The organism is Dechloromonas denitrificans (genome assembly GCF_020510685.1).
In the GTDB taxonomy this organism is placed as follows: Bacteria; Pseudomonadota; Gammaproteobacteria; order Burkholderiales; family Rhodocyclaceae; genus Azonexus; species Azonexus denitrificans_A.
In genome coordinates this window covers 2,299,515-2,312,372 of record NZ_CP075185.1, presented here as the reverse complement: position 1 = coordinate 2,312,372, position 12,858 = coordinate 2,299,515, and the positions used below count along the sequence as shown (strand labels likewise).

Sequence of the window (12,858 nt, the reverse complement as noted above, 5' to 3'; positions counted from 1 at the left end):
AGAGCAGCAATGCGTTTGACCACCAAAGGGCGTTTCGCCGTTACTGCCATGATCGATCTGGCCTTGCGCGGCGAAGGCGGGCCGGTAGCGCTGGCCAGCGTCAGCGAGCGGCAGAAGATTTCCTTGTCCTATCTCGAGCAGCTGTTCGGCAAGCTGCGCCGCTATCGACTGGTTGACAGCGTGCGTGGTCCGGGTGGCGGTTACTGCATCGCCCGGCCGCTCAACCTGGTAACCGTGGCCGACATCATCCGCGCTGTCGACGAGCAGCTCGATGCGACGCAATGCGGCGGCCGCGAAAACTGTCACGATGAACATCGCTGCATGACGCACGACCTGTGGTCCACGCTCAACTCGAAAATGTACGACTACCTGTCTTCGGTGACGCTGGCCGAACTGGTCGATCGCCAGAAGCTCAAGCTGGCCGGGGTTGCTCCGAGCGTGCTCGAAGACAAGCGGCGCTCGAGCCCGCCGGTGCGGGCCAAAGCCGGTCGCGAAAAGACGGCTGCGGTCATCTGAGAACGCCATGTTCCGGCCTGCCTACCTCGACCACAACGCCACGACACCGCTCGATCCCGCGGTGCTGGCGGCCATGCTGCCCTGGCTGGAAAGCCAGTACGGCAATGCGTCGAGCCGGCACGAATTCGGCCGGGCGGCACGGCGGGCGATCGATGCGGCGCGCCAACAGGTAGCCGCAGCGGTCAACGCCCACCCGACCGAGGTGGTCTTTACCAGTGGCGGCAGCGAAACCAACAACCTGTTCATCAAGGGCGCCGCCGCTTCGCTGAAGCCCGGCCTGCTGGCGGTCAGCGCCATCGAACACCCCTGCGTGCTCAAGCCGGCCGCGCAATTGGCAAGGCAGGGCTGGCAGGTACGAACGCTGGCGGTGGATGGTTCCGGCCGGCTCGATTTGGCAGACTATGCGGCCGCCTTGCTGGCCCAACCGAAACTGATTTCGGTGATGCTGGCCAATAACGAAACCGGTGTCGTGCAGGATATCGCGGCCTTGGCGGCGACCGCCAAGGCCGGTGGCGCCTGGTTCCACAGCGATGCGGCACAGGCGCTGGGCAAGCTGGCGATAGATTTTCGGGCGCTGAACGCGGCCGGTGTTCATGCCCTGACGCTGTCGGCGCACAAGGCTTGCGGCCCGAAAGGCGCGGCGGCACTGGTGCTCGACAAGCGGGTCGAACTGCAGCCGCTGATTGCTGGCGGCGGCCATGAACGCGGCCTGCGTTCCGGTACGGAAAACGTGCCGGCGATTGTCGGATTCGGTGTCGCAGCGGAACTTGCGGCGCAAGCTGTTGCCGAACTACCCGCTCGCTTGCGGGCCATGCAGGCGAAACTGGAGGCCGGACTGGTGGGGCTGGGTGCGCGGATTTTTGCAACGGACGCGAAACGTTTGCCGAATACCAGTTATTTCGCCTTTTCCGATATCGATGGCGAAACCCTGGTCGGCAAACTGGATCGGGCGGGATTCGCCGTAGCCAGTGGCGCCGCCTGTTCCAGCGCCAACCCGGAACCGTCGCATGTCTTGCGGGCGATGGGCGTGGCACCGGAAATCGCCCGTGGTGCGGTGCGCGTCAGTCTTGGCGCGAGCAACACTGATCTGGAAATCGAACAATTCATCAACGCCTTGCAGGTTACCGTCGGACGCCTGCAGGGACTGACAGCGATGGCTGTCTGAACAACCCGACTTAGCGAGAATACGATGAAACTTCCTATTTACCTGGATTACTCGGCGACCACCCCGGTCGACCCACGCGTGGCGGAAAAAATGATTCCTTACCTGTGCGAGCATTTTGGCAACCCGGCCTCGCGTTCGCACAGCTTTGGCTGGGTGGCGGAAGCTGCCGTCGAGGAAGCGCGCGAACAGGTCGCCGCGCTGGTCGGGGCCGATCCGAAGGAAATCATCTGGACCTCCGGCGCAACCGAATCGAACAATCTCGCCATCAAGGGAGCCGCCAATTTCTACGCCAGCACCAAGGGCAAGCACATCATCACCGTGAAGACCGAACACAAGGCAGTGCTCGATACCGTGCGCGAGATGGAGCGCCAGGGTTTCGAGGCGACCTATCTCGATGTCCAGGAAAACGGCCTGCTCGACCTGGAAGTCTTCAAGGCGGCGATTCGTCCGGATACCGTGCTGGTCTCGGTGATGTACGTCAATAACGAAGTCGGCGTCATCCAGCCGATTGCCGAACTGGGCGAAATCTGCCGCGACAAGGGCATCATCTTCCACGTCGATGCCGCCCAGGCGACCGGCAAGGTCGATATCGACCTGAGCAAGCTGAAGGTCGATCTGATGAGTTTCTGCGCCCACAAGACCTATGGTCCGAAGGGCATCGGCGCGCTGTACGTCCGGCGCAAGCCGCGCATTCGCCTCGAAGCGCAGATGCATGGCGGCGGTCACGAGCGCGGTTTCCGTTCCGGCACGCTGCCGACGCATCAGATCGTCGGCATGGGCGAATGTTTCCGTTTGGCCAAGGAAGAAATGGCCGAAGAAAACAAGCGCGTCGGCGCCTTGCGCGACCGTCTGCTCAAGGGCCTGCAGGACATGGAAGCGACTTTCGTCAATGGCGACCTCGAGCAGCGCGTCGCCCACAACCTGAACATCAGTTTCGCCTATGTCGAAGGCGAGTCGATGATCATGGCGATCAAGGATCTCGCGGTCTCATCCGGCTCGGCTTGCACCTCGGCCAGTCTGGAACCGTCCTATGTTTTGCGCGCCCTCGGTCGCGACGACGAACTGGCTCATAGCTCGATCCGTTTCAGTATCGGCCGCTTCACAACGGAAGAAGAAATAGACTATGCAATCAACTTGTTGAAAGCGAAAGTTGGGAAGTTACGCGAACTTTCGCCGCTGTGGGAAATGTTCAAGGACGGTGTTGATCTGAGCACCGTTCAGTGGGCAGCGCATTGAGTTGCTAGTCGGTAGTCGCTAGTTATCAGCAAGCTTTTGCTAGCGACTAATAACTAACAACGAATAACTGATTTTAGGAGAAACAACATGAGCTATAGCGTCAAAGTCATTGATCATTATGAGAATCCGCGCAACGTCGGTTCCTTTGCCAAGGAAGACGACGGGGTCGGTACCGGCATGGTCGGCGCGCCGGCCTGCGGCGACGTGATGAAGCTGCAAATCAAGGTCAACAAGGCCGGGGTGATCGAGGACGCCAAGTTCAAGACCTACGGTTGCGGCTCGGCGATCGCCTCGTCGTCGCTGGTCACCGAATGGGTCAAGGGCAAGACGGTCGATCAGGCCCTGGCCATCAAAAACACCGAAATTGCTGAAGAACTGGCCCTGCCGCCGGTTAAAATCCACTGTTCGATTCTGGCCGAGGATGCCATCAAGGCAGCCGTGGCCGATTACAAGAAAAAGCACGGAGAATAAGCATGGCAGTCACCTTGAGCGACAAGGCGGCGCAGCACGTCGCCAATTACCTGACCAAACGGGGCAAGGGCATCGGCCTGCGTCTCGGCGTGCGGACCAGCGGCTGTTCCGGCATGGCCTACAAGCTGGAATTTGTCGACGAGGTTGATCCCGAGGATCTGGTATTCGAAAGCAATGGCGTCAAGGTCTTCGTCGACGCCAAGAGCATGCCTTATCTCGAGGGAATGGAACTCGACTTCGCCCGCGAAGGCCTGAACGAAGGGTTCAAGTTCAACAACCCGAACGTCAAGGATCAGTGCGGTTGCGGCGAATCATTTAACGTCTGATGGATTTTCGCGCCGACCACTTCGCCCTGTTCGGATTGAGCCGGAGTTTCCGGCTCGATCTGTCCGACCTCGATTCCCGCTATCGCGACATTCAGGCCCAGGTCCATCCGGACCGTTTCGCCAACGCCGGCGATGCCGAGCGACGGATGTCGATGCAGTGGGCGACGCATGCCAACGAGGCTTACCAGACGTTGAAAAAGCCGCTGGAACGGGCCAAGTACCTGCTGCATCTGACCGGCCACGACATCCAGGCGGAGAGCAATACCGCGATGCCGACCGATTTCCTGATGGAGCAGATGGAGTGGCGCGAAGCGGTGATGGATGCCCGCAACGGCGGCGATCATCACGAACTGGAACATCTGCATAACCGCCTGCACGCCGACATCAAGCAGCGTTATGAAGAACTCGGCGAACTGCTCGACGGTAATGACGATTACGCGCTGGCCACCGACCGTGTGCGCCGGCTGATGTTTCTGGAAAAACTGTTGTACGAAATCGACGACGCGTTGGCGTCGCTGGAAGAATAAAAATGGCCCTGTTTCAAATTGCCGAGCCTGGTGAGTCGGCCGCCCCGCATGAGCACAAACTGGCTGTCGGCATCGACCTCGGCACGACCAACTCACTGGTCGCCACCGTGCGCAGCGGCATCTCGATCTGCCTGAGCGACGAGCATGGGCGTACCTTGCTGCCCTCCGTGGTGCGTTATCACGCCGACCACACGACCGAAGTCGGTTACGACGCCCAGACCCACCAGGCGGTCGATCCGCGCAATACCGTGGTTTCGGTCAAGCGCTTCATGGGGCGCGGGCTGAAGGATATTTCGCACGTCGAATCGATGCCCTACGACTTCGTCGAAGCGCCGGGCATGGTCAAGGTCAAGACGATCGCCGGCATCAAGAGTCCGGTCGAAGTCTCGGCGGAAATCCTGAAAACCCTCAAGGAACGGGCCGAGACTGCGCTGGGCGGCGATCTGGTCGGCGCCGTGATCACCGTGCCGGCCTATTTCGACGATGCCCAGCGTCAGGCGACCAAGGATGCCGCCCGTCTGGCCGGCCTCAATGTGCTGCGCCTGCTCAACGAACCGACCGCTGCCGCCATTGCCTACGGGCTGGATAACGGCGCAGAGGGGGTCTATGCGGTTTACGACCTGGGCGGCGGCACCTTCGATATTTCCATCCTCAAGCTGACCAAGGGCGTCTTCGAAGTGATGTCCACCGGCGGCGATTCGGCGCTGGGCGGCGACGATTTCGACCACCGTATCTTCTGCTGGGTGATTGAGCAGGCCAAGCTGCAGCCGCTGTCGCCGGAAGACGGGCGGCTGTTGATGATGCGCTGCCGCGAAGGCAAGGAATTCCTGACCCTGAACGCTGAAGCACCGATTTCGGCGCGCCTGTCGACCGGTGAAATGGTCGATTTGAAGCTCAATGTGGCGACCTTTGCCGAGATCACCCAGACGCTGATCTCGAAGACGCTGCAACCGGTCAAAAAAGCGCTGCGCGATGCCGGTCTGCGCGCCGAAGATATCAAGGGCGTGGTGATGGTCGGCGGCGCGACGCGCATGCCGCAGATCCAGAAAGCGGTCGGCGATTTCTTCCGCCAGGAACCGCTGACCAATCTCGATCCGGACAAGGTCGTCGCGCTCGGCGCCGCGACCCAGGCCAATCTGCTGGTCGGCAACAAGACCGGCAAGGACGACTGGCTGCTGCTCGACGTCATTCCGCTGTCGCTCGGCCTGGAAACCATGGGCGGCCTGACCGAGAAGGTGATCCCGCGCAATGCCACCATCCCGACGGCGCGCGCCCAGGAATTCACCACTTTCAAGGACGGCCAGACGGCGATGGCCATCCATGTCGTCCAGGGCGAGCGCGAGCTGGTCTCCGACTGCCGCTCGCTGGCCCGCTTCGAGTTGCGTGGCATTCCGCCGATGGTGGCCGGTGCGGCGCGCATCCGTGTCACCTTCCAGGTCGATGCCGATGGCCTGCTGTCGGTGGCGGCGCGCGAACAGACGACCGGCGTCGAGGCGAGCGTCATCGTCAAGCCGTCCTACGGTTTGTCCGACGATGAAATCACCGGCATGCTCAAGGATTCGATGGAGCATGCCAAGGACGATGCGATCAACCGGGCGCTCAAGGAAGCGCAGGTCGAAGGGCAACGGATGATCGAGGCGACCGAAGCCGCGCTGAAGGAAGACCCGCATCTGCTTAACGAGTCCGAAACGGCCAAGATACAGAACAGCATCGCCAAGCTGCGCGAAACGATGAACGGCGAGAATCGCCGCCTGATCAACATCGCGATGGACGATCTCGGCTTTGAAACGCAGGAATTCGCTCACCGCCGGATGGATCAAAGCATCAAGAAAGTCCTCTCGGGCCGCAAGGTCGATGACATCAAGCTTGGTGAAGAAGGAGAAGTTGTATGACCCAAGTCGTCGTATTGCCGCACCCCGAGAACTGTCCGGACGGCGCCGTCATCGAGGCGGAAGAGGGCAAATCGATCTGCGAGAACCTGTTGGAAAACGGTATCGAGCTCGACCACGCCTGCGAAATGTCCTGTGCCTGCACGACCTGTCACGTCATCGTCCGCGAGGGTTTCGATTCGCTCGAAGCCGCCGAAGAGGAAGAGGAAGACCTGCTGGACAAGGCCTGGGGTCTGGAACCCAACTCCCGCCTCGGCTGCCAGGCGATCGTCCGGACGACGCCGCTGGTCGTCGAGATTCCGAAATACAGCATCAACATGGCGAAGGAAGGACACCGCAAATGAAATGGACCGACATCAACGATATCGCCATCGAACTGAGCGAAGCGCATCCGGACATCGACCCGCTGAAAATCAACTTTGTCGATCTGCGCAACTGGGTCATGGCCTTGCCCAAATTCAACGACGATCCGAAGCACAGCGGCGAAAAGGTTCTCGAAGCCATCCAGCAGGCCTGGATCGACGAGGTGGCGTGAAAACCCGTGATTTCCCGGGCCGCGGCAACCAGCTGAATGTGCTCGGCGGGCCTTTGCTGCCCTGCAGCGAGCGGCCGGTCACCGGCTTCTTCCGGGATGGTTGCTGCAATACCTCGGAAGAAGATTTCGGCAGTCACACGGTTTGTGTCGTTCTGACCGCCGAATTTCTCGCCTACTCGAAAGCTGCCGGCAACGACCTGTCGACGCCGCATCCGGAATTCGGTTTTCCCGGCCTGCAACCCGGCCAGCGCTGGTGCCTGTGCGCCGCTCGCTGGCTGCAGGCATACGCGGCCGGCAAGGCGCCACAGGTCGCGGTCAACGCGACCAACCAGGCCGCCCTCGAAATCGTGCCGCTGGCGGCGCTGAAAGAGCACGCCGTCGACCTGCACTGAATCAGGCGGCGAGCGGCGCCGCTGACAGGCTGCCGCGCAGATGCTGGCTCATGCTGGCAACGGAGAGCAGGACCAGCATCGACGAGCCGTCCTTGGCCGGCGTCTTGACCACCGATGCCAGCACCGAGGCGACCCCGACATAGATGTTCGACAAATCGTCGATGTCGCTGACCGCGGCTTCCATGATCTCGCCCAGCCGGTCCACCAGAATCCCGAAATTGACGCCGTTTTCGCCGCGCACCACGACCACCTGCCGGCTGCCCGCGGTTTCCGCCGGCACCGCCAGGCCGAGCGCCGCATCGAGGTTGTAGATCGGCAAGGCTTCGTTGCGATGGAGCAGGGCGCCATAAACCTGTTTCGGGGCATTGGCCAGGCAGGCGGCACCGCTCAATTCGATGGCCTCCTCGACCGCCGTGACCGGCAGCCCCAGCCAGTGATCGCCAAGGTGGAAGGTGGCGATTTCGCAGACCGGAACGTCGGCGGCAATGCTTGAGCGACGGCTGGCGACATCACCGCTCGGCTTGGTCAGGCTTGCCTGCGCGTCGTAAACCCCGAGCGGAATGAAGACCAGCGCTGTGATTTCGTTCCGATAGGTATCCTCGCTGCCTTTGTATTCGCGGTAGCCGGTCGATAGTCGGGCGCCGACCGCCATCGCCTGGCCGTTCACGACGATCAGCCGGGAACAGCCGCCGGCTGGCGGCTTGAGCAGATCGGGCGGGATTTCAAGTTGCTGGCCGGGCTGGTAGGCGGGATCGCTCGCCGCGATGATCTTTCCCTCGGCATCGAGGAAGACGGCGAAGCTGCCGGCCACCGGTTCGCCGGAAGCCTCGCGGGGCAGGGCGTCGTAAAGCATCGCGGCAAACTGCGGCGCGCTGTCGAAGACGATGGCGATGCCGCCGACCACCCGGGCATCGTCCGGCGCGCGCAGGGCTGCCAGATAGACATAGGTCGGCCGTGCCGCGTAGAGCGGGCTGCCGGCGAAACGGGAAACTGCGTAGGACTGGCTGCTGGCCAGGGCCAGGCATTCATCGACCCAGGGTTCGTCGAGCGGCTGGCCGACCAGTTTGGCGTGCTCCGGGTTGGCCGCTGCGATGACCTTGCCGGTCGTGTCGAACAGCAGGATGTCGTCGTACACGGTGTACAGGCTGTTGATATAGCCGATTACCTTTTCCAGCCCGGCTTGCCGGCCGTTGTCGTCAGCCGTCGCCATCAGCCGGCGAATCGTCGAGTCGAGCGCCCACCAGCGACAGTCGTTGGCCCGTTCGTACAGATTGCGGTCCATGATGTCGACGGCCAGCGCGGCGAAGAACTGGCTATCGGCGAGCAGCGACGACAGGACGGTAGTCTGCAGATTGCCGATCGAGCGGGAAAAAACTTCGCGCATGCTCATGCCGACGCGGCTGATCTCCCGCAGCAGAATCTTCGAAAAATTGCTCGAGGCGGACGTTGCGCCTTGTCGCACCGTACCGTTCCACACCGCCCGGCTGAGATCGCGCTGAATGGCCTCGGCCTGCTGCGGGATGGCCCGCAACGTCGCGGAAAAGGCCCGGCCGCCGGACATCACCGAAGCCAGCAGGCTGGGCTCGATTGCCGCCAGCTGGTCGTCGTCGTGCATGTCGAAGGCCTGATCGACAGGCATCATCACCAAACCCCGCCAGCCCGGCCCCAGGTAGCCTTGGTAGCCTTTGGTATCGCTGGCAAAGGCGAGATAACTGCGCCCGGCGAAGCGCAGGCGCTGCAAGCGGCCGGAGGCCAGCTGCAATTCCGCGCCGACCGGCACCTGCCACGGGTCGCTACTGGCGATGACCTGGCCACCAGCGTCGAGCAGGGCCATCACGCCGGGATCGTCGGCCTGCGCCAGGCCGCGGAAAATCCGCGTCATCTCATCGGCAAAGCGGAAACACAGGGCCAGTACGCCGAGCGTTTCGCCTTGCGCCGAGCTGACCCGGTAGGCGTAGATCAGCGCGCGCGGCTGCTCGGGAAACAGCCCGGAATGCCCATAGACCTCGACATAGGCGGCCGTAGTAGCCGCGGCCTGGCGGACCCAGCCGTCGCCGATGGCAAGGACCCGCGCCTCCGGCACCAGCCGGGCGAGAATGCCGCCGTTGCAATCAAGCAGGACGACATCCTCGTACACCGAATACTTGCGGACGTATTCCTGGAAACGCTGCTGCAGCGCCCGTGGTTCGCCCGGCTCGGCGGCAAAGCGGCGAATCGCGTCGTCGGTGGTGAGAAAACCGATGTCGGCCGTGCGCTCGAACAGGTTGCGGATCAGGATATCGATCACCACCTGCGATTTGGCCTTCATTTCCTGTTCGCGCTTGGCCAGCGTTTGCTCGGCCAGATTGTTCAACAGTTCGCTGGTCAGGCTGGCGAACGCTTCGCGCGTCTGGCCGATTTCGGCCGTCGTGCCGGACATCTGGCCGAGCAGGTTGAGGTTGTCCCAGACCGCCTGCAGCGATTGCAGCACTTCCCGGTATTCCTCGATCAGTGGCATGTGTGGCAACAACTGACGCACGCCATCCTTCACTTCGATGCCTTTGTATCTCGCCACGCAAATCTCCAGTTGCCAACATGTATATCTGACGAAGCAATTGATGTGCCCGTCAAAACGCCCAGTAGAAGCGGCTTTCGGGCATTTAGCAGCACTAAAACAGGCGCTTTTTCCAAGCGACGCACCGGCGTGGTGCCAGGCTGTTTTTGCTGGCGTGCGCCACCTGTTGCAGCCGCATGGACCGCAGCGCAGGCGGCGTGGGACAATGCCGGCCGACAACAGTATTGAAAACGGGCGATTTTTTGCCCATCACGACAAAGTGCGAGCAAAAATGACCTACGAAGAGCATCTCGACGAAGTAACCACGCTGATTACCGAGAAATACGACATCGCCGACGCCGCCGCCATCGAGATGGTGATGCGCGCCCAGGCCGACGATTTCTTTGTCGGCCATGACGACGATCCGTCGATCTGCACGCTGGATCGCGCCCATCTCGACGCCAAGGCCATTTTCAAGAAGTACAAGTAAGACTTTCAGGGAGATAGCGATGCGCTCGACTCGTGCAACAGCGGCGGTGGCTCGGCTCAATGAGCGGAGTGAAGGGCGGCACTATCTGATGGTGATCACCGGCAGTGGCCAGTTTTTGCTGCGCGAACGGGTCGAGGGCGGCGACCAGGCCGTTTCGGAAGCGCTGTCGCTCGACGATTTCGTGCGCTTCGTCAATGCGCAGGGGCCGCAGAAAGTGCCGCGCATCACCAAGAACGACGCGGCCTTTGCCAAGCAACTGATCCGAAAAACCTGATACGCCCACTTATTTGTCATCATCCTGCTGTGCCAAATGGATAAAATGGCCTGATTCAGGCAATGCCGACAATCACTGGGGAAAAGATGCAAGCGCTTGCGGCCACTTACTACGACGTACTCGGCATCGGTCCGGAGGCCACGCTGGCCGACATCAAGGCAGCCTACGCCCGGCAACTGGGTGCTTTCCGGGAAAAGATGAAAACGCCGGAGAAGCCGGCGGCGGAAAGCCTCGATGCCTTGCGCCAGGCGTTCACGATCCTCGGCGATCCGCTGTCCAGAGAGAGCTATGACGCTTCCCTGAACGGCGCGGCGAACCAGTCCGTCGTCCAGGAACCGCAAGCCGAACCGGCCATTCCGACACACACGCCGGCCGCAACGGCCGAACCCGCCGAGCCGCGCGAAGAGAACTTCCGGTTTACCGGCGAAGGTGGCGAGTATTTCCGCATCTGGATCGTCAATATCCTGCTCAGCATCGTTACCCTCGGCATTTATTCGGCCTGGGCCAAGGTGCGGCGCGAGCAGTATTTTCATCGCAACCTGATGCTCGACGGCTCGGGCTTCGACTATCACGGTCAGCCGATGGCTATCCTCAAGGGGCGGATCGTCGCCGTTGTGCTGCTGTTCGGCCTGTCCGCCGCCCAGCGTTTCAGCCCGCTGGCCTACGGGATCGCCATCCTCTGCCTGCTGCCGCTGGTTCCCTGGCTGGCCGTCAAGGCCTTTCGCTTCCGTGCCCACAACACCAGCTATCGCGGCCTGCGTTTCTCCTTCCACGGTAGCTACGGGCAGGCGTTCAAGGTCTTCGTCGGCTACGGGCTGCTGGTGCCGTTCACGTTGTGGCTGGCCTTCCCGGTTTTCTATCGGCAGTTGCGCAAGTTCGTGCTCGACAACATCCGTTTCGGGACCACCGCCTTTGAATGCGCCGTCACCACCGGCACCATCTACAAGATATTCCTGCTGCCCGGCCTGGTGTTCATCGCCCTGTTCGTCGGAATCGTGGTCACCGCCGTCGTGGCGGCCAGCGGGAAGGGCGGCAAGGAAGCCCTGGTTGCCCTCGGCTTCCTGTTCATGCTGATCCCGCTGATCTTCGTGGCGGTACAGGCCGTCGTCGTGCCCTATGTCACGGCGCGCACCAACAATGCGGTATGGAGCAGCACCCGCCTCGGCGAGCACCACTTCCGCAGCCGCTTGCCGGTCGGCGGCTATATCGGCCTGACGGTGGTGAACTGGCTGGCCACCGTATTCACGCTCGGCCTGTTCATTCCCTGGGCGCGGGTTCGCGTCGCCCGCTTCCGGGCCGAGTATCTGGCCCTGGCGGTCAGCGGCAGCCTCGACGACTTCGTGGCCGGCGAGGCCGGTAGCGCCACGGCGATTGGCGACGAAGCGGCCGAAATGTTCGATCTGGACATCGGCCTGTGACGGGTATCGCCGCCAGCTACTACGACGGGCGCACGCCGCTCCGTCAGCCGGCGGAACTATTGGCGGTCGGCGATGAAATCGTCGCCCGCGGCCCGTTCGGCGAGCGGCGGGCCCGCCGGGCCGAGGTCGAGATTTCGGAAGCGATGGGGCGTTCGCCGCGCATCGTCCGTTTTGCCGATGGCGCGCTGCTTGAAGTGGCCGATCTGGAAGAGTTTGCACGCTGGCTGAAGGTGGCCGGCTTTGCCGAGTCGCCGGTCGTCCGCCTGCAGAAGCGCTGGTCCTGGGCGCTCGGCTCGCTGCTCGGGACGGTCCTGTTGATTGCGGCGATCTATTTCTGGGGCCTGCCGGCGCTCACCAAGGTACTCGCCCCGCGCATCCCGGCAACACTCGTCCAGTCGCTGTCGCAGCAAACCCTGGCCTTCCTCGACCAGAAGGTGCTGACGCCGTCAAACCTCAGTGCAGCGCGGCGCGCCGAACTGACGGCGTACGCCGACCGGATTTTGCAGGCCGGTGCCGAGCACCCCGGCTATCGCCTGCATTTCCGCTCGTCGGCGATGGGGCCCAATGCTTTCGCGCTGCCCAGCGGCGATGTCGTGATTTTCGACCAACTGGTCGAACTGGCCGGGAACGACGACGAAGTGGCCGGCGTCGTCGCCCACGAGCTAGGCCATGTCGCCTACCGGCACGGCATGCGCCAGCTGATCCAGTCATCGGTGGTGTCCTTCGTCGTCGGCATCTACCTCGGCGACGTTTCGTCGATAGCCGCCAGCCTCGGCGCCCTGGCGCTCGAATCGCGCTATTCGCGTGATTTTGAACGCGAAGCCGATGCCTATGCGGCGCGGACCATGCTGGCCGCAGGGCGGGGCACCGAACCGTTGGCCGCGATGCTGGAGCGCATGGAAAAAGCCCATGACGCGAAGGGCAGGGCAGGCTCGGCATGGGACGGCCTGTCCAGTCACCCCGACACCGCCGAACGCATCGCCCGCCTGCGCGCCATGCGCTAGTTTTTACGGGCGGCGGCAGGCTCTCCCGGCCGCCACATGCACCGGCCGCCGATTGACGGAGCGCCGCCCGGCGCCGATACTG

At 62.5% G+C, this 12,858-nt stretch carries 15 protein-coding genes; 14 read left to right on the top strand and 1 reads right to left on the bottom strand.

What is annotated here, in order from left to right:
• Positions 1–9 precede the first annotated feature (9 nt).
• From iscR to KI611_RS10900, 10 genes are all read left to right on the top strand, one after another.
• A complete protein-coding gene (iscR, locus tag KI611_RS10945) occupies positions 10–516 on the top strand; it encodes a Fe-S cluster assembly transcriptional regulator IscR (protein WP_226414196.1) in 507 nt (168 codons plus the stop codon).
• Positions 517–523: 7 nt separating this feature from the next.
• A complete protein-coding gene (locus tag KI611_RS10940; RefSeq protein WP_226414172.1) occupies positions 524–1,681 on the top strand; it encodes a cysteine desulfurase family protein in 1,158 nt (385 codons plus the stop codon).
• Positions 1,682–1,705: 24 nt separating this feature from the next.
• Positions 1,706–2,917 (top strand): IscS subfamily cysteine desulfurase, encoded by a 1,212-nt coding sequence (locus KI611_RS10935; protein WP_226419853.1) that lies wholly within the window; start codon positions 1,706–1,708, stop codon positions 2,915–2,917.
• Positions 2,918–3,004: 87 nt separating this feature from the next.
• Positions 3,005–3,388, top strand: a complete 384-nt coding sequence (iscU, locus tag KI611_RS10930) for a Fe-S cluster assembly scaffold IscU (RefSeq protein ID WP_226419852.1) — start codon at positions 3,005–3,007, stop codon at positions 3,386–3,388.
• Between the two features lie 2 nt (positions 3,389–3,390).
• Positions 3,391–3,714, top strand: a complete 324-nt coding sequence (gene iscA / locus KI611_RS10925; RefSeq protein WP_226419851.1) for an iron-sulfur cluster assembly protein IscA — start codon at positions 3,391–3,393, stop codon at positions 3,712–3,714.
• Entirely contained in the window at positions 3,714–4,241 is a 528-nt protein-coding gene (gene hscB, locus KI611_RS10920; RefSeq protein WP_226419850.1) for a Fe-S protein assembly co-chaperone HscB, read from the top strand. The genes iscA and hscB overlap by 1 nt, the downstream gene beginning before the upstream one ends.
• A gap of 2 nt (positions 4,242–4,243) precedes the next feature.
• Positions 4,244–6,133, top strand: a complete 1,890-nt coding sequence (hscA, locus tag KI611_RS10915; protein WP_226419849.1) for a Fe-S protein assembly chaperone HscA — start codon at positions 4,244–4,246, stop codon at positions 6,131–6,133.
• Complete coding sequence (gene fdx, locus KI611_RS10910; RefSeq protein ID WP_226419848.1) at positions 6,130–6,474, top strand: ISC system 2Fe-2S type ferredoxin; 345 nt, start codon at positions 6,130–6,132, stop codon at positions 6,472–6,474. Before hscA ends, fdx begins: the two co-directional genes overlap by 4 nt.
• The gene (gene iscX, locus KI611_RS10905; protein WP_226419847.1) at positions 6,471–6,665 is read left to right on the top strand and encodes a Fe-S cluster assembly protein IscX; all 195 of its coding nucleotides are present in this window, start codon (positions 6,471–6,473) and stop codon (positions 6,663–6,665) included. The genes fdx and iscX overlap by 4 nt, the downstream gene beginning before the upstream one ends.
• Positions 6,662–7,057 (top strand): DUF2237 family protein, encoded by a 396-nt coding sequence (locus KI611_RS10900; protein ID WP_226419846.1) that lies wholly within the window; start codon positions 6,662–6,664, stop codon positions 7,055–7,057. Before iscX ends, KI611_RS10900 begins: the two co-directional genes overlap by 4 nt.
• A gap of 1 nt (position 7,058) precedes the next feature.
• On the opposite strand, the gene KI611_RS10895 is transcribed toward KI611_RS10900, so the two are convergent.
• Positions 7,059–9,611, bottom strand: coding sequence for a chemotaxis protein CheW (locus KI611_RS10895; RefSeq protein ID WP_226419845.1), 2,553 nt, complete (start codon positions 9,609–9,611; stop codon positions 7,059–7,061).
• A gap of 271 nt (positions 9,612–9,882) precedes the next feature.
• On the opposite strand from KI611_RS10895, the gene KI611_RS10890 reads away from it, so the two are divergent.
• The 4 genes from KI611_RS10890 (at position 9,883) to KI611_RS10875 (ending at position 12,776) form a co-directional block, all read left to right on the top strand.
• Positions 9,883–10,080, top strand: a complete 198-nt coding sequence (locus KI611_RS10890; protein WP_226419844.1) for a hypothetical protein — start codon at positions 9,883–9,885, stop codon at positions 10,078–10,080.
• 19 nt (positions 10,081–10,099) lie between these two features.
• Positions 10,100–10,354: a hypothetical protein gene (locus KI611_RS10885; protein WP_226419843.1), complete on the top strand. Its 255-nt coding sequence runs from the start codon at positions 10,100–10,102 to the stop codon at positions 10,352–10,354.
• A gap of 86 nt (positions 10,355–10,440) precedes the next feature.
• Positions 10,441–11,772 carry a DUF898 family protein gene (locus tag KI611_RS10880; protein WP_226419842.1) on the top strand — a complete coding sequence of 444 codons (1,332 nt, stop codon included), beginning with the start codon at positions 10,441–10,443 and terminating at the stop codon, positions 11,770–11,772.
• Positions 11,769–12,776: a M48 family metallopeptidase gene (locus KI611_RS10875; protein ID WP_226419841.1), complete on the top strand. Its 1,008-nt coding sequence runs from the start codon at positions 11,769–11,771 to the stop codon at positions 12,774–12,776. Before KI611_RS10880 ends, KI611_RS10875 begins: the two co-directional genes overlap by 4 nt.
• Positions 12,777–12,858 lie beyond the last annotated feature (82 nt).

Bases quoted from the DNA above. Each gene is read 5' to 3' on its own strand.
- iscR (WP_226414196.1), top strand. From the start codon at position 10: ATGCGTTTGACCACCAAAGGGCGTTTCGCCGTTACTGCCATGATCGAT.
- KI611_RS10940 (WP_226414172.1), top strand. From the start codon at position 524: ATGTTCCGGCCTGCCTACCTCGACCACAACGCCACGACACCGCTCGAT.
- KI611_RS10935 (WP_226419853.1), top strand. From the start codon at position 1,706: ATGAAACTTCCTATTTACCTGGATTACTCGGCGACCACCCCGGTCGAC.
- iscU (WP_226419852.1), top strand. From the start codon at position 3,005: ATGAGCTATAGCGTCAAAGTCATTGATCATTATGAGAATCCGCGCAAC.
- iscA (WP_226419851.1), top strand. From the start codon at position 3,391: ATGGCAGTCACCTTGAGCGACAAGGCGGCGCAGCACGTCGCCAATTAC.
- hscB (WP_226419850.1), top strand. From the start codon at position 3,714: ATGGATTTTCGCGCCGACCACTTCGCCCTGTTCGGATTGAGCCGGAGT.
- hscA (WP_226419849.1), top strand. From the start codon at position 4,244: ATGGCCCTGTTTCAAATTGCCGAGCCTGGTGAGTCGGCCGCCCCGCAT.
- fdx (WP_226419848.1), top strand. From the start codon at position 6,130: ATGACCCAAGTCGTCGTATTGCCGCACCCCGAGAACTGTCCGGACGGC.
- iscX (WP_226419847.1), top strand. From the start codon at position 6,471: ATGAAATGGACCGACATCAACGATATCGCCATCGAACTGAGCGAAGCG.
- KI611_RS10890 (WP_226419844.1), top strand. From the start codon at position 9,883: ATGACCTACGAAGAGCATCTCGACGAAGTAACCACGCTGATTACCGAG.
- KI611_RS10885 (WP_226419843.1), top strand. From the start codon at position 10,100: ATGCGCTCGACTCGTGCAACAGCGGCGGTGGCTCGGCTCAATGAGCGG.
- KI611_RS10880 (WP_226419842.1), top strand. From the start codon at position 10,441: ATGCAAGCGCTTGCGGCCACTTACTACGACGTACTCGGCATCGGTCCG.